The 17,552-nt window shown below is 70.4% G+C and carries 16 protein-coding genes; 2 read left to right on the plus strand and 14 right to left on the minus strand.

Annotation, left to right across the window (positions count from 1 at the left end; translation table 11 throughout):
- Positions 1 to 147: 147 nt before the first annotated feature.
- The 14 genes from P1P70_RS06245 to pgsA form a co-directional block, all read right to left on the minus strand.
- Complete coding sequence (locus P1P70_RS06245; protein ID WP_319235252.1) at positions 148 to 687, minus strand: adenine phosphoribosyltransferase; 540 nt, start codon at positions 685 to 687, stop codon at positions 148 to 150.
- Positions 684 to 1,778, minus strand: a complete 1,095-nt coding sequence (gene secF / locus P1P70_RS06250) for a protein translocase subunit SecF (RefSeq protein ID WP_319235253.1) — start codon at positions 1,776 to 1,778, stop codon at positions 684 to 686. The genes P1P70_RS06245 and secF overlap by 4 nt, the downstream gene beginning before the upstream one ends.
- 1 nt (position 1,779) lies before the next feature.
- Positions 1,780 to 3,570, minus strand: a complete 1,791-nt coding sequence (gene secD / locus P1P70_RS06255; RefSeq protein WP_319235255.1) for a protein translocase subunit SecD — start codon at positions 3,568 to 3,570, stop codon at positions 1,780 to 1,782.
- Between the two features lie 133 nt (positions 3,571 to 3,703).
- Positions 3,704 to 4,213 carry a preprotein translocase subunit YajC gene (yajC, locus tag P1P70_RS06260; protein WP_319235257.1) on the minus strand — a complete coding sequence of 170 codons (510 nt, stop codon included), beginning with the start codon at positions 4,211 to 4,213 and terminating at the stop codon, positions 3,704 to 3,706.
- Positions 4,214 to 4,387: 174 nt separating this feature from the next.
- Positions 4,388 to 5,458: a Holliday junction branch migration DNA helicase RuvB gene (gene ruvB / locus P1P70_RS06265; RefSeq protein ID WP_319235258.1), complete on the minus strand. Its 1,071-nt coding sequence runs from the start codon at positions 5,456 to 5,458 to the stop codon at positions 4,388 to 4,390.
- Between the two features lie 86 nt (positions 5,459 to 5,544).
- The gene (ruvA, locus tag P1P70_RS06270; protein ID WP_319235260.1) at positions 5,545 to 6,150 is read right to left on the minus strand and encodes a Holliday junction branch migration protein RuvA; all 606 of its coding nucleotides are present in this window, start codon (positions 6,148 to 6,150) and stop codon (positions 5,545 to 5,547) included.
- Positions 6,147 to 6,677: a crossover junction endodeoxyribonuclease RuvC gene (gene ruvC, locus P1P70_RS06275; protein ID WP_319235261.1), complete on the minus strand. Its 531-nt coding sequence runs from the start codon at positions 6,675 to 6,677 to the stop codon at positions 6,147 to 6,149. Before ruvC ends, ruvA begins: the two co-directional genes overlap by 4 nt.
- A gap of 202 nt (positions 6,678 to 6,879) precedes the next feature.
- The gene (locus tag P1P70_RS06280) at positions 6,880 to 7,632 is read right to left on the minus strand and encodes a YebC/PmpR family DNA-binding transcriptional regulator (RefSeq protein WP_319235263.1); all 753 of its coding nucleotides are present in this window, start codon (positions 7,630 to 7,632) and stop codon (positions 6,880 to 6,882) included.
- Positions 7,633 to 7,681: 49 nt separating this feature from the next.
- A complete protein-coding gene (pdxT, locus tag P1P70_RS06285) occupies positions 7,682 to 8,290 on the minus strand; it encodes a pyridoxal 5'-phosphate synthase glutaminase subunit PdxT (protein ID WP_319235264.1) in 609 nt (202 codons plus the stop codon).
- 6 nt (positions 8,291 to 8,296) lie between these two features.
- On the minus strand, positions 8,297 to 9,214 hold the full coding sequence (pdxS, locus tag P1P70_RS06290) for a pyridoxal 5'-phosphate synthase lyase subunit PdxS (protein ID WP_319235265.1): 918 nt from the start codon (positions 9,212 to 9,214) through the stop codon (positions 8,297 to 8,299).
- A gap of 289 nt (positions 9,215 to 9,503) precedes the next feature.
- Positions 9,504 to 10,043, minus strand: a complete 540-nt coding sequence (locus P1P70_RS06295) for a hypothetical protein (protein ID WP_319235267.1) — start codon at positions 10,041 to 10,043, stop codon at positions 9,504 to 9,506.
- Between the two features lie 101 nt (positions 10,044 to 10,144).
- On the minus strand, positions 10,145 to 11,305 hold the full coding sequence (locus P1P70_RS06300) for a glycosyltransferase family 4 protein (RefSeq protein WP_319235268.1): 1,161 nt from the start codon (positions 11,303 to 11,305) through the stop codon (positions 10,145 to 10,147).
- Entirely contained in the window at positions 11,302 to 12,387 is a 1,086-nt protein-coding gene (locus P1P70_RS06305) for a phosphatidylinositol mannoside acyltransferase (protein ID WP_319235269.1), read from the minus strand. The genes P1P70_RS06300 and P1P70_RS06305 overlap by 4 nt, the downstream gene beginning before the upstream one ends.
- On the minus strand, positions 12,384 to 13,136 hold the full coding sequence (pgsA, locus tag P1P70_RS06310; RefSeq protein WP_319235271.1) for a phosphatidylinositol phosphate synthase: 753 nt from the start codon (positions 13,134 to 13,136) through the stop codon (positions 12,384 to 12,386). The genes P1P70_RS06305 and pgsA overlap by 4 nt, the downstream gene beginning before the upstream one ends.
- 228 nt (positions 13,137 to 13,364) lie before the next feature.
- Here pgsA and P1P70_RS06315 point away from each other — a divergent pair, with 228 nt between their 5' ends.
- Positions 13,365 to 15,563, plus strand: a complete 2,199-nt coding sequence (locus P1P70_RS06315) for an elongation factor G-like protein EF-G2 (RefSeq protein ID WP_319235272.1) — start codon at positions 13,365 to 13,367, stop codon at positions 15,561 to 15,563.
- A 260-nt stretch (positions 15,564 to 15,823) separates the two neighbouring features.
- Entirely contained in the window at positions 15,824 to 17,500 is a 1,677-nt protein-coding gene (locus P1P70_RS06320) for a hypothetical protein (protein WP_319235274.1), read from the plus strand.
- Positions 17,501 to 17,552: the final 52 nt, after the last annotated feature.

Genomic DNA, 17,552 nt, shown 5'->3' on the forward strand with positions numbered 1-17,552 from the left:
GGTGGGCGTTGGTGGGTCGGTGCGGGTCGTACGTGGTCGCTCGCGCAGTTCCCCGCGCCCCTTCAGGGGCGGGCCTCGTGACCTTAAAGCGGCGGGCGCCCCGGGGAAGGATTCCCGGGGCGCCCGCCGCATGGTTGTCCGCTGGGTTCAGACGGTGATCAGGGCCTCCAGCGGGGCCCCGGCCAGGGCCGTCTCCAGGCGCTGCCGTCCCGGGAGGAACGACAGCTCCATCAGGACCGCGACGCCGGCGACCTGGGCGCCCGCGCGGCGGATCAGCTGGAGGGATGCCTCCGCGGTGCCGCCGGTGGCGAGGACGTCGTCGATGACCATGACGCGGTCGTCCGCGGTCAGGTCCTCGGCGTGCACCTCGATCTCGGCGGAGCCGTACTCCAGGTCGTAGGCCTGGCCGAGGGTGGCTCCGGGGAGCTTGCCCGCCTTGCGTACGGGGATGAAGCCGACGCCGGCGCGGACGGCGGCCGGGGCGCCCAGGATGAAGCCCCGGGCCTCAAGGCCGACGATCTTCGTGGCGCCGTGCCGCACGGTGAGCTCGGCCAGCGCGTCCGTCAGGGCGGTGAACGCCGCCGGGTCGGCCAGCAGCGGGGTGATGTCCTTGAACATCACGCCCGGCTCCGGGTAGTCCGCGACGTCACGGATGCGGCTGAGCAGCAGCTCCTTGATGTCGGTCATCGCCGCTTCCCGCCCCGGCCCCGGCTCCGGCTCCCCGACTGGGCGCGCGGGCCGACCACCGCGGGGGTGGCGTCCGCGGGCTCGTCGTCGTACGGGCCGTCGGTCCCCGTCTCCGCGTCGTGCTCGGCCTGGGCCCGCTTGGCGAGGATGCGCTTCTTGAGGGCCTTCAGCTGCGGCTCGCGCTCCTTGAGGTCGGCGACGAGCGGCGTGGCGATGAAGATCGAGGAGTACGCACCGGCCGCGAGGCCGACGAACAGCGACAGCGAGATGTCGTTGAGCATGCCCGCGCCGAGGACACCGCCACCGATGAAGAGGAGGCCGGCGACCGGGAGCAGCGCCACCACGGTGGTGTTGATCGACCGCACCAGGGTGCTGTTGATCGAGCGGTTGGCGATCTCGGCGTACGTCCAGCGGTTCTGCTTGGTGATGTCCTTCGTCTGCTCCTTGAGGCTGTCGAAGACGACGACCGTGTCGTAGAGCGAGTAACCGAGGATGGTCAGCAGACCGATCACCGTGCCCGGTGTCACCTCGAAGCCGACGAGGGCGTAGATGCCGATCGTGATGGTGATGTCGTGGATCAGGGCGACGAACGCGGCGATGGCCATGCGCCACTCGAACGCGATCGCCAGATAGATCACCACGAGGACCAGGAAGATGGCCAGGCCCTGCCAGGCCTTGTTGGCGATCTGGTCACCCCAACTGGGGCCGACCAGGTCCGCGTTGATCGAGTCGGCGTCGACCTTCAGGTCCTTGGCGAGCTCCTGCTTGATCTCGTCGGACTTCGCCGTGTCCACGCCGGAGATCTGGATGCGCAGGGTGTCGTTGCCGAGTTCCTGGACGATCGCGTCGTGGCCGGAGGCCTTCTCCGCGTAGGTCTCCGCCTGGCTGACCGAGACGCTCGTCTTGCCCGTGGTGAAGACGGCACCGCCCTGGAACTCGATGCCCATGCTCAGGCCGCGCACCGCCAGGCCGACGATGGCCGTGATGGTGATCAGGATCGACACGCCGTACCAGATCTTGCGGTTGCGGACGAAGTCGTAGCCGACCTCGCCGCGGTGGAGTCGGGCTCCGAGGTCACCGAGCTTCGACATCTCAGGCCTCCTTCGGGTCGGCGGGGACGGCGGGACGGCGGGTGCGGCGCAGCGGGGGCCGGGCACCCAGTCGCTTCGGGTCCAGGCCGGACCAGCTGTGACCGTTGCCGAAGAACTTGGTGCGGGCCAGCAGCGTCAGCAGCGGCTTCGTGAAGAAGAAGACGACCACGACGTCGAGCACGGTCGTCAGACCCAGCGTGAACGCGAAGCCCTGGACCTTGCCGACGGTCACGACGAAGAGCACCGCGGCGGAGAGGAACGACACGAAGTCGGAGACCAGGATGGTGCGCCGGGCTCGGGGCCAGGCCCGCTCGACGGCGGGACGCAGCGTGCGGCCCTCCCGGATCTCGTCCCGGACGCGTTCGAAGTACACGATGAACGAGTCCGCGGTGATACCGATCGCGACGATCGCGCCGCAGACCGCCGGGAGGTTCAGCGCGAAGTTGATGGTCGGGCCGAGCAGCGCCATGATCACATAGGTCAGGGCGGCCGAGACCAGCAGTGAGGCGATGGCGATCAGCGACAGGCCGCGGTAGTAGACGACCAGGTAGATCATGACCAGGGCCAGGCCGATCGCGCCGGCGATCAGGCCCGCGTGCAGCTGCTCACCGCCGAGCGCCGGGCTGACGGTGCTGACGCTGGACTCCTTGAAGGTCAGCGGGAGCGCGCCGTACGACAGCATGTTGGCGAGGTTCTGGGCCTCCTCCTGCGTGAAGCTGCCGGAGATCTCGGCCTTGCCGCCGGTGACCGCCGCCTGCACGTAGGGGTGGGAGACGACCTCGTCGTCGAGGACGATCGCGAACTCGTTCTGCGGGGAGGTCTGCGTCGCCAGCTGGCCGGTGATGTCGGCGAACTTGTCGGCGCCCTTGGAGTCGAAGTCCATGACGACCTGCCAGCCGGAGCCGCTCTGCGTGTCGAGCAGCGCCTGGGCCTTCTCGACCTCGGTGCCGTCGACCCCGACCGGGCCGAGGATGAACTTGCTCCAGCTGCCGTTGTCCTGGCCGCAGGCCACGACGGTGTCGGTGGTCTTGCCCTTGCCGGCCTCGGCGCGCTGATCGGCGTTGTTGCAGTCGAGGGCGGCGAACTTGGCCTGGAGCTCCTGGGTCGCCTTGTCGGCGCTCGGGTTCGCGGTGGGGGCGGCGCTGTCGGAGGCCTTGGCGGACGCCGAACCGCTGCCCGACGGCGTGGGGTCGGCCTTCAGTGCGTCGGTGAGCGCACGGCCCTGCGACGTGGCGGAGGACGACGGGCTCGACGACGGGTCGGCGGAGTCACCGGCCCCGGGCTCGGTGGCCTCGTTCTTGCCGTCGGAGCTCGACGGGCTCGGCGAGCCACTGCCACTGGGGCTGGTGCTCGGCGAGGCGGTGGGGTTCTCCGTCGCACCGGTGCCGACCTGGCTCGCGAGGACGGGACGGAAGTACAGCTTCGCGGTGGTGCCGACCTGTTCCCGGGCCTCTTCGGAGTCCGTGCCCTTGGGAATATTGACAATGATGTTGTCACGGCCCTGCGTCTGGACCTCGGCCTCGGACACGCCAAGACCATTGACACGGCGGTTCATGATCTCGACCGCGGTGTCCATGTTGGTCTTGTTGATCGCGTTGGGCTGGCCGGGCTCGTTGACCGCCGTCAGTGTGATGCTCGTACCACCGGCGAGGTCGATGCCGAGACGCGGAGTGGTGTGTCCGGAGGCGAACATTCCCCCGGTGAGCGCCACAAGGGCGATCAGGATGAGGGCCAGCGCGCGCCCAGGCTTGCTCTGGGTGCTCGCGCTCCGGCCCTTCTTCGGTGCTGCCACCTTCTCGTACTCCCTCTCGGGCCGCCGTGCGCGGGGTCAGCGCGGGGACGGCCATGACTTGTGTCGGGAAGCCGGGCGAAAACGGCACGTGCCCGGGGCGCGGGCGGTTCTCGCTCGCACTCCCGGGACGTGACTACTTCGCGTCGGACTCGCCGTCGGTCTTCTTCGGCTCTGCTTCGTCGGCCTTGGCCTCGTCGGCCTTCGCCTCGGCGGTCTCGTCGGCCGCGGCGTCGGGCGCGTCCTTCTTGCCGAGGTCGATGGGCTTGTCGTCGGAAGCGGCGGAAGCGTCGTCGGAGGGCTCGTCGGTCTCGGTGAGGGAGGAGGCGTCGTCCGGGACGACGTCGGACTTCAGGTCGTGCTCGATGCCGTGGACGATGCGGTTGTACTCCTCGTCACTGAGGACGGCACCGATGGAGTTCTTGGCGAACAGCAGCTCGACGCCCGGCCCGGCGTCGAGGAGGACCGTGTCCTCGCTGACCTCCTTGACGGTCGCGTACATGCCCCCGATCGTGCGGACGCCGGAACCGGGCTGCATCTGGTTCCGCATGTCGACGGCCTGCTGCTGCTTCTTCTTGGCCGATCGGGTCATCAGGATCATGGCCCCGATGAGCACGATGAACGGGAGGAGGGTCACGAGACTCACGGGTCGGAACTTCCTTCACACGACCGCGATGGCGAGCGGCCTGATGGTTGGGGGTATGTGTGCTGCCGACAAGGGCGGCATCGGCGGAGTCTAAGCGAGTCCACCGTGATGGAACAACGCACAGCATGTCACCGGGGTTCCATGCCGGGCGAGTACCGCGCCGTCACGAGAAGGTCACGCCCCGAACAGGTCCTGTTGTCCGTTTCCGCCGGTCGTGCCGCGTGGCGGGGTGAGTCCGAGATGGGCCCAGGCGGCGGGGGTCGCGACCCGGCCGCGGGGGGTGCGGGCGAGGAGTCCCTCGCGGACGAGGAAGGGTTCGGCGACCTCCTCGACGGTCTCGCGCTCCTCCCCCACGGCGACGGAGAGGGTGGAGAGGCCGACGGGTCCGCCGCCGAAGAGCTTGAGCAGGGCTTCGAGGACACCCCGGTCGAGGCGGTCGAGGCCGCGGGCGTCCACCTCGTACACGGCGAGGGCGGCCGAGGCGATGTCGCGGGTGATGACGCCGTCGGCCTTGACCTGCGCGTAGTCCCGTACGCGGCGCAGCAGGCGGTTGGCGATACGGGGGGTGCCGCGGGAGCGGCCCGCGATCTCGGCGGCGCCGTCCGTGTCGATCTCGACGTCGAGCAGGTTCGCCGAGCGGTGGATGACGCGCTCCAGTTCGGCGGGCTCGTAGAACTCCATGTGCGCGGTGAAGCCGAAGCGGTCGCGCAGCGGCGGCGGCAGCAGTCCCGCGCGCGTGGTGGCGCCGACCAGGGTGAAGGGCGGCAGTTCGAGGGGGATCGCGGTGGCGCCGGGGCCCTTGCCGACGATCACGTCGACGCGGAAGTCCTCCATCGCCATGTACAGCATCTCCTCGGCGGGCCGGGACATGCGGTGGATCTCGTCGAGGAAGAGGACCTCGCCCTCCTGGAGGGAGGAGAGGATCGCGGCGAGGTCGCCGGCGTGCTGGATGGCGGGGCCCGAGGTGATGCGGATGGGGGCGCCCATCTCGGCCGCGATGATCATCGAGAGGGTGGTCTTGCCGAGGCCCGGGGCGCCGGAGAGCAGGACGTGGTCGGCGGTGGCCCCTCGCGCGCGGGCCGCCCGCAGGACCAGGTCGAGCTGTTCGCGGACCTTCTCCTGGCCGATGAACTCGTCCAGGTCCTTGGGGCGCAGGGCGGCCTCGACGGCCTGGTCCTCACGGTCGGCGACGGAGCCCACCAGGCGGTCGGGGGCGGTGTCGTCGGTCGTGTCGTCCCAGTTCATTGCGTGTGCCTCGCGGGTCGCGGTCGGATGAGGGGAAGGGGGGCGCAGGGCTGTGCGGGTGGGGTACGAGCGCTTCGACAGGGCGGTCAGCGGGCTCTGTTGAGGGTCTGGAGGGCGGCCTTCAGCAACTGGCCCACCTGCGGCGTGCCTTCGGTGGCCTCGGCCTGGGGGGTCACGGCCGACACGGCCTCGTCGGCCTCGCGGGTGGCGTACCCGAGGCCGATCAGGGCGGCGTGCAACTGATCGCGCCAGCCCTGGGTGACCGGGGCGCCGATCGCGGGGGCGCCGACGGGCTCGCCCAGGCGGTCCTTCAGCTCCAACAGCAGCTTCTGGGCACCCTTCTTGCCGATGCCGGGGACGGCGATCAGGGCCTTCTCGTCGGCGGTGGCGACCGCTCGGCGCAGGGCGTCGGGGGTGTGCACGGCCAACATCGCCTGGGCCAGGCGTGGTCCGACGCCGCTCGCGGTCTGCAGCAGTTCGAAGACCTGGCGCTCGTCGTCGTCCACGAAGCCGTACAGCGTCAGTGAGTCCTCGCGGACGACCAACGACGTGGCGAGCTTGGTCGGCTTGCCCATGCGGAGCCCGGACAACGTGTTCGGCGTGCACTGGACCGCGATGCCGATCCCGCCGACCTCGACCACGGCGGAGTCCGGGGCGAGGGCGGCGACCGGGCCGCTGACGAAGGCGATCATGACGTACGGCCTTTCGATGCGTGCAGGGCCACGGCCTGCTGGAGGCGGTTCTGGGCGGGGGCCCGCCAGATGTGGCAGATGGCGAGGGCGAGGGCGTCGGCGGCGTCCGCCGGTTTCGGTGGTGCGTCGAGCCGGAGGAGACGGGTGACCATGGCGCCGACCTGGGCCTTGTCGGCGCGGCCGCTGCCGGTGACGGCGGCCTTGACCTCGCTGGGGGTGTGCAGGGCGACGGGGATGCCACGGCGGGCGGCGCACAGCATGGCGACGGCGCTGGCCTGGGCGGTGCCCATGACCGTCCGGACGTTGTGCTGGCTGAACACCCTTTCCACGGCGACGCATTCGGGGCGGTGTTCGTCGAGCCACTGCTCGATGCCCTGCTCGATCGCGACGAGGCGGTGCCCCAACTCCGCGTCCGCGGGCGTCCGGACGACACCGACGCCGATCATGGTGAGCGGTCGGCCCGCGACTCCCTCGACAACGCCCACGCCACACCGCGTGAGTCCGGGGTCCACCCCGAGTACGCGCACCGCGCCCCCTCCCCTCCTTGCGGCTAAACCGCCGCCGCTCTCGCGGACCTGGCTGAGCACCATCGGGGTCCTCAATTGATGGTTGCGGCCCGTGGACGGCGATCATTGATTGCCGTCAGGCTATCCGCTGCCACCGACAACAGCGGCGGGCCGGTAGGACGTGTCCCACCGGCCCGCCGGATCCGCTCGGTTCGCGGCAGCGTTACGCGTCGACCTTGGCCATCACGTCGTCGCTGACGTCGAAGTTGGCGAAGACGTTCTGGACGTCGTCGCTGTCCTCGAGGGCGTCGATCAGTTTGAAGATCTTCTTGGCGCCCTCCTCGTCCAGCTCGACCTGCATGGTCGGGACGAAGTTGGCCTCGGCGGAGTCGTAGTCGATGCCGGCTTCCTGGAGGGAGGAGCGGACCGCGACGAGGTCGGTGGCCTCGCTGAGCACCTCGAAGGACTCGCCCAGGTCGTTGACCTCCTCGGCGCCCGCGTCGAGGACGACCTCCAGGACGTCGTCCTCGGACAGCTCGCCCTTGGGGACGATCACGACGCCCTTGCGGTTGAAGAGGTACGAGACGGAGCCCGGGTCGGCCATCGAGCCGCCGTTGCGGGTCATGGCGACGCGGACGTCGGAGGCGGCGCGGTTGCGGTTGTCGGTGAGGCACTCGATGAGCACCGCGACGCCGTTCGGACCGTAGCCCTCGTACATGATCGTCTCGTAGTCGGCGCCGCCGGCCTCCAGGCCGCCACCGCGCTTGACCGCGGAGTCGATGTTCTTGTTCGGGACCGACTGCTTCTTCGCCTTCTGGATGGCGTCGTAGAGAGTCGGGTTGCCCTCGATGTCGACGCCACCCATCCGCGCCGCGACCTCGATGTTCTTGATGAGCTTCGCGAAGAGCTTGCCGCGCTTGGCGTCGATCACGGCCTTCTTGTGCTTCGTCGTAGCCCATTTAGAGTGGCCGGACATCTGCCTGTCTCCTTCACGTAACCCATCTCTGCAACGAACCCCAGAGATCCTACAAGGACTCCGCCGGCTTGTTCGCGCGCACCATGTCGACGAACAGCGCGTGCAGCCGGTGGTCGCCGGTCAGTTCCGGGTGGAAGGACGTGGCGAGGGCGTTGCCCTGGCGTACGGCGACGATGTGGCCGTCGTGCTCGGCCAGCACCTCGGTCTCCGCGCCCACGGACTCCACCCAGGGGGCGCGGATGAAGACGCCCTCCACGGGATCGCCCTCGACGCCCCGCACGGCGACCGCCGCCTCGAACGACTCGTTCTGGCGTCCGAAGGCGTTGCGGCGCACGATCATGTCGATGCCGCCGATGGTCTCCTGGCCCGAGCGCGGGTCGAGGATCTTGTCGGCGAGCATGATCAGGCCTGCGCAGGTGCCGTACACGGGCAGACCGTCACGCACGCGCGCGCGGAGGGGCTCCATCACGCCGAAGAGGACGGCCAGCTTGGAGATGGTGGTGGACTCGCCGCCGGGGACGACGAGGCCGTCCACCTCGGCGAGTTCCTCGGGGCGCCGCACCGGCCTGGCCACGGCGTCGGCCGCGGCCAGGGCGACGAGGTGCTCCCGTACGTCGCCCTGGAGGGCCAGGACGCCTATGACGGGGGTGTCGCTCATGGGTGCCTACCAGCCCCGGTTCGCGTAGCGCTCGGCCTCGGGGAGGGTGTCGCAGTTGATGCCGACCATGGCCTCGCCCAGGTTGCGGGAGGCGTCCGCGATGATCTTCGGGTCGTCGTAGAAGGTGGTGGCCTTCACGATGGCGGCGGCGCGCTTGGCCGGGTCGCCGGACTTGAAGATGCCGGAGCCGACGAAGACGCCCTCGGCGCCCAGCTGGCGCATCAGCGCGGCGTCGGCCGGGGTGGCGACGCCACCGGCGGAGAAGAGGACCACCGGCAGCTTGCCCAGCTCGGAGACCTCCTTGACCAGCTCGTACGGGGCGCGCAGCTCCTTGGCGGCGGCGTACAGCTCGTTGTTGTCGAAGCCGCGCAGCTTGGCGATCTCGTTCTTGATCTGGCGCAGGTGGCGGACGGCCTCGACGACGTTGCCGGTGCCGGCCTCGCCCTTGGAGCGGATCATGGCCGCGCCCTCGGCGATGCGGCGCAGGGCCTCGCCCAGGTTGGTGGCACCGCAGACGAAGGGGGTCGTGAACGCGAACTTGTCGCTGTGGTTGACCTCGTCGGCCGGGGTGAGGACCTCGGACTCGTCGATGTAGTCGACGCCGAGCGACTGCAGGACCTGGGCCTCGACGAAGTGGCCGATGCGGGACTTGGCCATGACCGGGATGGAGACGGCCTCGATGATGCCCTCGATCATGTCGGGGTCGGACATCCGGGCCACGCCGCCGTCCTTGCGGATGTCGGCGGGGACGCGCTCCAGGGCCATGACCGCGACCGCGCCCGCGTCCTCGGCGATCTTGGCCTGCTCCGGGGTGACGACGTCCATGATCACACCGCCCTTGAGCTGCTCGGCCATGCCGCGCTTCACGCGGGCGGTGCCGGTCTCGGGGGTCTGGGCGGCGGAGTGGGAGAGCGTGCTGGACACGGGTTTGACCTCGCTCGGGGGAAGGGGGCTTCTGCAATCCCCGAGGAAACGCGAGGGGGGCAGGCCACTGCAAGGGCCAATGGGGAGGCGGTGGATCGTTTTGTCGGGGGGCGTAGTCGGGTGCGGGTGGGTGGGGGCTGGTCGCGCAGTTCCCCGCGCCCCTGAAAAACCGGGGCTACGCCCCTGCTTTTTCAGGCCCGCAGGGGCCTGGTCTATTAGGGGCGCAGGGAACTGCGCGAGCAACCCCCACCGGGCCCGCGGTCGCCCACGAACCCGCACCCCCGAGCCATCAGGCGGCCGAAGCCAAGGAAACCGGCGGCTCGTCGTCCATCTCGAAGGCCATCGGGAACGGCGCGTGCCCGGCCAGCCGGAACCAGCGAACCTTGCGGTGCCGGCGCAAAGCCCTCGCCGCCCGCACCGCGTCATTGTGGAAGCGCCGCGCCATCGGGACCCGGCGGACCGCCTGGGCCAGCTCGTTCGCCGCGTCCTCACCACCCGGCGCCTCGCGCACCACCTCCACCTGCTGCGCGTCCGCGAACACGGCCCGCAGCGCCTGGCTCAGCTCGCTCTCGGCGACCTCGCGCTGCTCCTCCTCGGCCTGCCGGGCCGCGTGCGCCGCCTCGTAGAGGACGATGGACGCGGCCGGGTCCAGCACTCCCGAGGTGGCCAGTTCCTGCGCGACCGACGCGCGGCGCAGCAACTGCGCGTCGAGCGCGGCCCGGGCGGCGTCGATGCGCGCGTGCAGCCGGTCGAGGCGTCCCGCGGTCCAGCTCAGATAGAGGCCGATCGCGAACAGGACGACCGCGATCCAGATGAGTGTCGAAGTCACGGGCCGCAAGGCTACTACCGGTGCCCACCACCGCCACGCCCGAGCTCAGCGCTCCACAAGGGCGGCGGGGACCACGCGAACGGCCCCCGCACCCGCCGGAGTCATTCCCGGGCCAGCCCCAACCGCGCCCGCAGTCCCACCCGTTCGTCCGCCGCCACCGACGCCGCACCCTCCGTGACGGTCTCGTAGACACCGAGGATGTCGGCGCCGACGGTGGACCAGTCGAACCGGCGGACGTGGGCGCTGCCCCGTTCGCTGAGTTCGCTGCGGCGGACCGGGTCGCCCAGGAGGCGTACGGCGGCTGTCGCGAGGGCGTCGGCGTCCTCGTTCGCGAAGAGCTCGCCCGCGGTGCCCTGGTCGAGGACCTGGGCGAAGGCGTCGAGGTCGGAGGCGAGGACGGGGGCGCCGGCGGACATGGCCTCGACGAGGATGATGCCGAAGCTCTCGCCGCCGGTGTTGGGGGCGACGTAGACGTCGACGCTGCGCAGGAAGCGGGCCTTGTCCTCGTCGCTGACCATGCCGAGGAACTCGACGCGGGAGCGCAGTTCCTCGGGCAGGCTCTCGACCGCTTCCTCCTCGTCCCCGCGCCCGGCGACCAGCAGCCGGGTATGCGGGCGCTCGGCGAAGATCCTCGGCAGGGCCTTCATCAGCACCGGCAGCCCCTTGCGGGGCTCGTCGATGCGGCCGACGAAGCCGAGGGTGTCGCCCTGCCAGTCCGGGTTGGGCTTGGCGCGGGCGAAGAAGTCGACGTCGACGCCGTTCGGGATGACGACCGCGTCGCCGCCCAGGTGTTCGACGAGGGTGCGGCGGGCGTACTCGCTCACCGCGATCCGCGCGCTGATCTTCTCCAGCGCGGGCTGGAGGATCGGGTAGGCCGCGATCATGGCCCGGGAGCGCGGGTTGGAGGTGTGGAAGGTGGCGACGATCGGCCCCTGCGCCGCCCAGCAGGCCAACAGGCCGAGCGACGGGGAGGCCGGCTCGTGGATGTGGATCACGTCGAACGTGCCGTCGTGCAGCCAGCGCCGTACCCGGGCCGCCGAGAGGAATCCGAAGTTCAGGCGGGCCACCGAGCCGTTGTAGGGCACCGGGACCGCGCGGCCCGCCGAGACGACGTAGGGCGGCAGCGGTGTGTCGTCGTCGGCGGGGGCGAGCACTGACACCTCGTGCCCGAGGCGGATGAGGTGGTCGGCCAGGTCGCGGATGTGGAACTGGACTCCCCCGGGCACGTCCCAGGAGTACGGGCAGACGATCCCGATCTTCACGGGCGTCCCTTCTCGGAGTCCGTCTCGGCATCCGGCAGCGGACCGCGTGCGACATCCGTCTGCGGATCACGTGCTGCATCCGTCTGCCGGTCACGCACGGCGTCCGCCCGCGAACCCTGCGCGACATCCGTCGCCGGGTCCGCGGCCGATCTCGGTGCGGGTGTGGTGGGTCCGCCGGGACTCCTCGCGGGGTCGAGGTCCGCGAGCCACAAGCGCTGGAGCATGTGCCAGTCCTCCGGGTGGTCGGTGATGCCGGTGGCGAAGGCATCCGCCAGCGCCTGTGTCATGACAGACGTCTTCTCCGCGCGGGTACCTGTCCCGGGTACCTCGATCGGGGGGTGCACGCGTCCGCGCATGACGGGCGAGTCGTCGAACCAGAGCGTCACCGGCAGCAGCAGCGCGCCGGTCTGCTGGGCGAGCAGGGCCGGTCCGGCGGGCATCCTGGTGGGCTCGTCGAAGAAGTCGACCTCGACGCCGGACGCGGACAGGTCGCGGTCGGCGACCAGACAGACCAGGCCGCCGTCGCGCAGCCGCCGGGCGAGGGTGCCGAAGGCGGAGCCGCCGCTGTGCGGCAGGACCTCCATGCCGAGACCCTCGCGGTAGGCGACGAAGCGGTCGTAGAGCGTCTCGGGCTTGAGACGTTCGGCGACCGTGGTGAACGGGGTCTTCAGCTCGGTGGTGACCCAGGCCCCGGCGAGGTCCCAGTTGGCCAGGTGCGGGAGCGCCAGTACGACACCGCGGCCGGCCGCGAGACCGTCGGTGAGGTGGTGGAGGTCCTGCGGCGCGAAGCCGGTCCTGATGCGCTCCTCGCTCCAGGCGGGGAGGCGAAAGGACTCCATCCAGTAGCGCAGGTACGACCGCATGCCCGCGCGGGACAGCTCGGCGAGGCGCTCCGGACCCGCGCCCGGGACCACGCGCGCGTAGTTGGCCTCCAGCCGGCGCACGAGGGGGCCGCGCCGCTTCCAGGTGGCGTCGGCGATCGTCCGGCCGAGGCGTACGGCGACGGGCTCGGGGAGCTTCTTCACGGTGCCCCAGCCCAGGCCGTACAGCCCGTCGGTCAACCGTTCCCGCAGAGCGCTCACGGGGTCGCCTCGCTGTTGCGGTTGGTGTCCGGGGTCTCCTGGGTGCTCGCGGCGGAGGCCTCCGCTGCGGCCGCCGCTTCGGCCTCGGCGGATTCGCGGCGGACGGTGACCACGCGCTGGATCAGCGTGACGAGGCTGCCGACGGCGACGATCCACAGGGCGACGGGCAGCAGGACGTCGATCCCGGGCACCCCGAACGCGTGCAGGCCGGAGAGTCCGGCCGCGACCAGCGAGATCACCAGGCGCTCGGCGCGCTCCACCAGCCCGTTGACCGCCACCGGCAGACCGATCGACTCGCCGCGCGCCTTGGTGTACGACACCACCTGGCCGCTCGCCAGGCAGAAGATCGAGACGGCGCACAGGGCGAGGTCGTCGCCCTTGCCCGCGTACCAGAGGGCGAAGCCGCCGAAGATCGCGCCGTCGGCGACCCGGTCGAGCGTGGAGTCGAGGAAGGCTCCCCACCGGCTGGAGCGGCCCATCTGGCGGGCCATGTTGCCGTCGACGAGGTCCGAGAACACGAACAGCGTGATGACGATCGTGCCCCAGAAGAACTCGCCCCGGGGGTAGAAGACCAACGCGCCCGCGATCACTCCGGCGGTGCCGATGAGGGTGACCGTGTCGGGGCTGACGCCCCTGCGGATCAGAAACGCGGCGAACGGTGTGAGGACACGCGTGAAGAATGCACGCGCGTACTTGTTCAGCATGGCCTTCCCGAGGGTCGGTGTCGCCGCGTGGCCCCTGCTGGCCATCCGGCTGGCCCATCGTAGCCACGCGCGCGCGTGTGCGACCGTCGGGCACCAGCCCGCCGTGTCCCCCGGGGTGAGCGGGGCCGCGAGGAGCGATCACGTCCTTCGTATGGACGCACCGTGACGCGAGTGCAAAGCTCGAAGACACCGCGGGCGTCACCGGAGCCGCCCCCCACGCGGATCGGTATGTCCGCGCCCACAGTGACCTCACCGTGCACGGGAGGCAGAATCATGGGCGACAAGGCGAACGCACATCCCGGAGCCGCCGGCAGGGCTACGGCGGCCGACCACCCCGCGTCCGTACGGAATGTGGTGCTGGTCGGCCACTCCGGTTCGGGCAAGACGACATTGGTGGAGGCTCTCGCGCTGACAGCGGGAGCGGTGAACCGGGCGGGCCGCGTGGAGGACGGCGGCACCGTCTCCGACTACGACGAGATCGAACACCGGCAGCAACGCTCGGTGCAGCTCTCCCTCGTCCCCGTCGAATGGGGCGGGTACAAGATCAATCTGTTGGACACCCCCGGATACGCCGACTTCGTCGGGGAGCTCAGGGCCGGTCTGCGAGCAGCGGACGCGGCCCTTTTCGTCGTCTCGGCCTCGGACGGCGTCGACGGCTCGACGCGCATGGTGTGGGAGGAGTGCGCGGCGGTCGGCATGCCGCGGGCAATAGTGATCACGCACCTGGAGGCCGCGCGGTCGGACTTCGATGAGATGACCCGGATCTGCGCGGAGACGTTCGGCGGGGACGACCCCGACGCCGTCCTGCCGCTCTATCTGCCGCTGCACGGTCCCCAGGGTCCCGACGGACACGCGCCCGTGACCGGCCTGACCGGGCTGCTGACCAGGAAGCTGTTCGACTACTCCTCCGGCGAGCGCAAGGAGTCCGAGCCGGGCCCGGAACAGCTGCCGGCGATCGAGGAGGCCCGCAACCGGCTCATCGAGGGGATCATCGCCGAGAGCGAGGACGAGACCCTCATGGACCGCTACCTCGGCGGCGAGGCCATCGACGTCAAGACGCTCGTCGACGACCTGGAGCGGGCCGTCGCGCGCGGCGTCTTCCACCCGGTGCTGGCCGCCGCGCCCGCCGCCGAAGGCGCCAAGCAGGGCATCGGCACGGTCGAACTCCTCGAACTGGTCACCGGCGGTTTCCCCACTCCCCTGGAGCGCGAGACACCCACGGTCACCACCCCCGAGGGCAGCCCCCGCGAGATCACGTCGGTCTGCGACCCGGACGGGCCCCTGGTCGCCGAGGTCGTGAAGACCGCCAGCGACCCCTACGTGGGCCGGATCTCCCTGGTACGGGTCTTCTCCGGGACGCTGCGCCCCGACGCGACGGTGCACGTCTCCGGGCACGGGCTGGCCGACCGCGGGCACGAGGACCACGACGTCGACGAGCGGATCGGCGCCCTGTCCGCCCCGTTCGGCAAGCAGCAGCGGTCACTCACCCACTGCATCGCGGGTGACCTGGCCTGCGTGGCGAAACTGAACCGCGCGGAGACCGGGGACACGCTTTCGGCCAAGGACGACCCGCTGCTCATGGAGCCGTGGGAGATGCCCGACCCGTTGCTGCCGCTCGCCATCCAGGCGCACAGCAAGGCCGACGAGGACAAGCTCTCCCAGGGGCTCGCCCGGCTGGTCGCCGAGGACCCGACGATGCGGCTCGAACAGAACCAGGACACGCACCAGGTGGTCCTCTGGTGCCTGGGCGAGGCGCACGCCGACGTGGCCCTGGAACGGCTGCGCAGCCGCTACGGCGTCCAGGTCGACGTGATACCGCACCGGGTCTCCTTGCGGGAGACGTTCGCCGACAGTTCGGCGGGCCGGGGCCGGCACGTCAAGCAGTCCGGCGGGCACGGGCAGTACGCGATCTGCGAGATCGAGGTGGAGCCCCTGCCCGGCGGCTCCGGCATCGAGTTCGTCGACAAGGTCGTCGGTGGCGCGGTGCCCCGGCAGTTCATCCCGTCCGTCGAGAAGGGGGTACGGGCGCAGGCCGCGAAGGGCGTCGCGGCCGGCTATCCGCTCATCGACGTACGGATCACGCTGCGCGACGGCAAGGCGCACTCGGTGGACTCCTCGGACGCCGCGTTCCAGACGGCGGGCGCGCTGGCGCTGCGTGAGGCCGCCGCCGACGCGAAGATCCACCTGCTGGAGCCGGTCGCGGAAGTCTCGGTCCTGGTCGGCGACTCGTACGTGGGCCCGGTGATGAGCGATCTGTCCGGGCGGCGCGGCCGGGTCGTGGGCACCGAGCAGGCGGGCGGCGGACGCACCCTCGTCCGGGCCGAGGTCCCGGAGATCGAGATCGACCGGTACGCCGTCGATCTGCGCTCGCTCTCCCACGGCACCGCGCGCTTCGGCCGCCGGTACACACGACACGAGCCGATGCCCTCCCACGTCGCCGAGAAGCTCAGGGGGCAGGCGAAGGAGAACTGACCGACGGGTTCGGATCAATCGGATCAAAGGGACGGAAGGTGCGGAAGAACACCGGTGACCGCACGGTGGACGGCCCCGGCCGTCCACCGGTGGGTTCCGTGAATGTCCGTTCCCCGCGCCGCGCGATGTCCGAGGCTGCGGATACGCTGATCACCTGATCGACAAGTATGGCTCGATCAGGCTCAGATCAGGCTATGACCTGATCAACAGGTGTGCGGAGCACGGAAGTCGGGAAGAGCCGCAGGAGCGAGTGTGCGGCGATGGGGGCGGCGGCGGTGGCGGACGAATTCGATTTCACTCCCGGGGCGCAGGTGCCACTGACGGGCACCGCGGGCCAGACCGCGGCGACGTACGCCCTGGCGTCCGCGGCGTACCGGGACAACGAGATCGCGGAGATCCTCAAGGCCAACAACGACTGGCACAAGTCCACGGTCAAACCGGGCCGCAAGTGGGCGACCATCTTCCGGCCGAACCTCGGTGAGGCCTTCTCCCTGGCGGTGCGGGACCGGATGGTCGGCGCGGGCCGCAAACCGCTCATCCAGTCCTTCGGCATGGAGCCGCAGGTCGTCGTCGAACACTGCCTCGCGGCGAACAACATCCGGCGGGAGCGCGACAACCGACTCTCGGCGATCATGGTCCTGTGCGGCCTGCTCTTCCTGCCCGGGCTCCTCCTGTGGCTGCTGGTCTTCCAGATCCGTACGACGGTCGCCAAGCGTGACGACAAGCGGGCGGGCGCCCTCGGCACCACCCTGCTGGTCGCGGTGGGCGCCCTCGCCGTGATCTTCCTGCTCAAGATGCCCTTCGACGGCTTCTGGGCCTGGTACGCGCGTGCCTGCGTGGTGCTGCCGGTGGTCGGCTGGTTCTGGGCCAAGCAGGTCTGCGAGAGCGCCGCGAAGGACCTGCGCGAGCGCTGGTCCGGCCTGCTGGCGGGCGGTGGTGTCGGCGCCAAGATCCCCGAGGCCGTGCCCGGCAGCCCCGGCGAGACCAAGGCCGAGCAGCTGCGCAAGGAACTGGCCCGGCTCAGCGCCGAGCAGCGCTCCAACCTCGTCTTCTACGCCGGCCCCAAGGGCATCCTCGGTATGGGCACCCGCTGGGGCAGCTGGCAGCTCGCCGAGGACCTCGTACCGGCCGAAGCGGGCAAGGAGATCCACCCGTTCCGTAGCTGGGACGTCATACGCGCCATCCACGACCAGCTGCGCATGCTGGAGCGCACCCCCCTCAACACCGGTGGTTTCACGGCCCCTTCCATCAAGCACTGGATCGTGAGCCCCATCGGCGAGGGCGCCGGCGCGGTGGCCCGGCCCGACAGCACCGACGTGGACGCCTACCAGTACAAGACGCACGCCATACAGGAGATCTGCAACAAGCAGCACTTCGGCAGCGGCAACCGCCATTACCTGGGGGTCCAATGGACCCTCTGGGACGGCCAGTTGGTCATCACGATGCTGGTCACGGTCACCGTGCTGCACCAGACGTTGCGCATCGAGGTGACCGGCCACGCCCTGGGGCCGGTGCACGGCCTCTTCACGACCGGCCCCGCGGCGAAGGAGAAGGAAGTCCAGAAGTCGCTGCGCTTCTGGGAGACACGCAAGGTCAAGCTCCCCCTCATCGACGCCGACGAGGTCGTACGGCTCGCCGCGCGCGCCCCCCTGACCTGGTACCCGCCGCTGCTCAACTGGCTCGGCGGTTCCATGGGCCTGCCCGAGCCGTTCGGCCTTCGGCACGCCTGGGCCGACCAGCCGTGGCGGCACCGCTTCATGGCCGACGACGCGCTGCGCGCCGCCACCCCGGTGCTGCGCGTGGTGCACAACGCCGCGATCAAGGTGCTGAAGGACAACGGCGTCGACACCGAGAAGTTCGGCTCGCGGGCCGGGTTCCTCAGCGGGGCGGTGCAGGATCCTACGCCGCGGAAGGCATGTCTCTTATTAAACGCTTGAGCTTGCGACGAAAAACCATAAATAAAACTGGGGGGCGACCGAAAACAAAAAA

Source organism: Streptomyces sp. MB09-02B, from assembly GCF_033794485.1.
Classification (GTDB): Bacteria; Actinomycetota; Actinomycetes; order Streptomycetales; family Streptomycetaceae; genus Streptomyces.

Coding starts and splice junctions, on each gene's coding strand:
- P1P70_RS06245 (WP_319235252.1), bottom strand. CDS start 687: ATGACCGACATCAAGGAGCTGCTGCTCAGCCGCATCCGTGACGTCGCG.
- secF (WP_319235253.1), bottom strand. CDS start 1,778: ATGTCGAAGCTCGGTGACCTCGGAGCCCGACTCCACCGCGGCGAGGTC.
- ruvB (WP_319235258.1), bottom strand. CDS start 5,458: ATGAACTGGGACGACACGACCGACGACACCGCCCCCGACCGCCTGGTG.
- ruvA (WP_319235260.1), bottom strand. CDS start 6,150: ATGATCGCCTTCGTCAGCGGCCCGGTCGCCGCCCTCGCCCCGGACTCC.
- P1P70_RS06280 (WP_319235263.1), bottom strand. CDS start 7,632: ATGTCCGGCCACTCTAAATGGGCTACGACGAAGCACAAGAAGGCCGTG.
- pdxT (WP_319235264.1), bottom strand. CDS start 8,290: ATGAGCGACACCCCCGTCATAGGCGTCCTGGCCCTCCAGGGCGACGTA.
- pgsA (WP_319235271.1), bottom strand. CDS start 13,136: ATGGCCAGCAGGGGCCACGCGGCGACACCGACCCTCGGGAAGGCCATG.
- P1P70_RS06315 (WP_319235272.1), top strand. CDS start 13,365: ATGGGCGACAAGGCGAACGCACATCCCGGAGCCGCCGGCAGGGCTACG.
- P1P70_RS06320 (WP_319235274.1), top strand. CDS start 15,824: ATGGGGGCGGCGGCGGTGGCGGACGAATTCGATTTCACTCCCGGGGCG.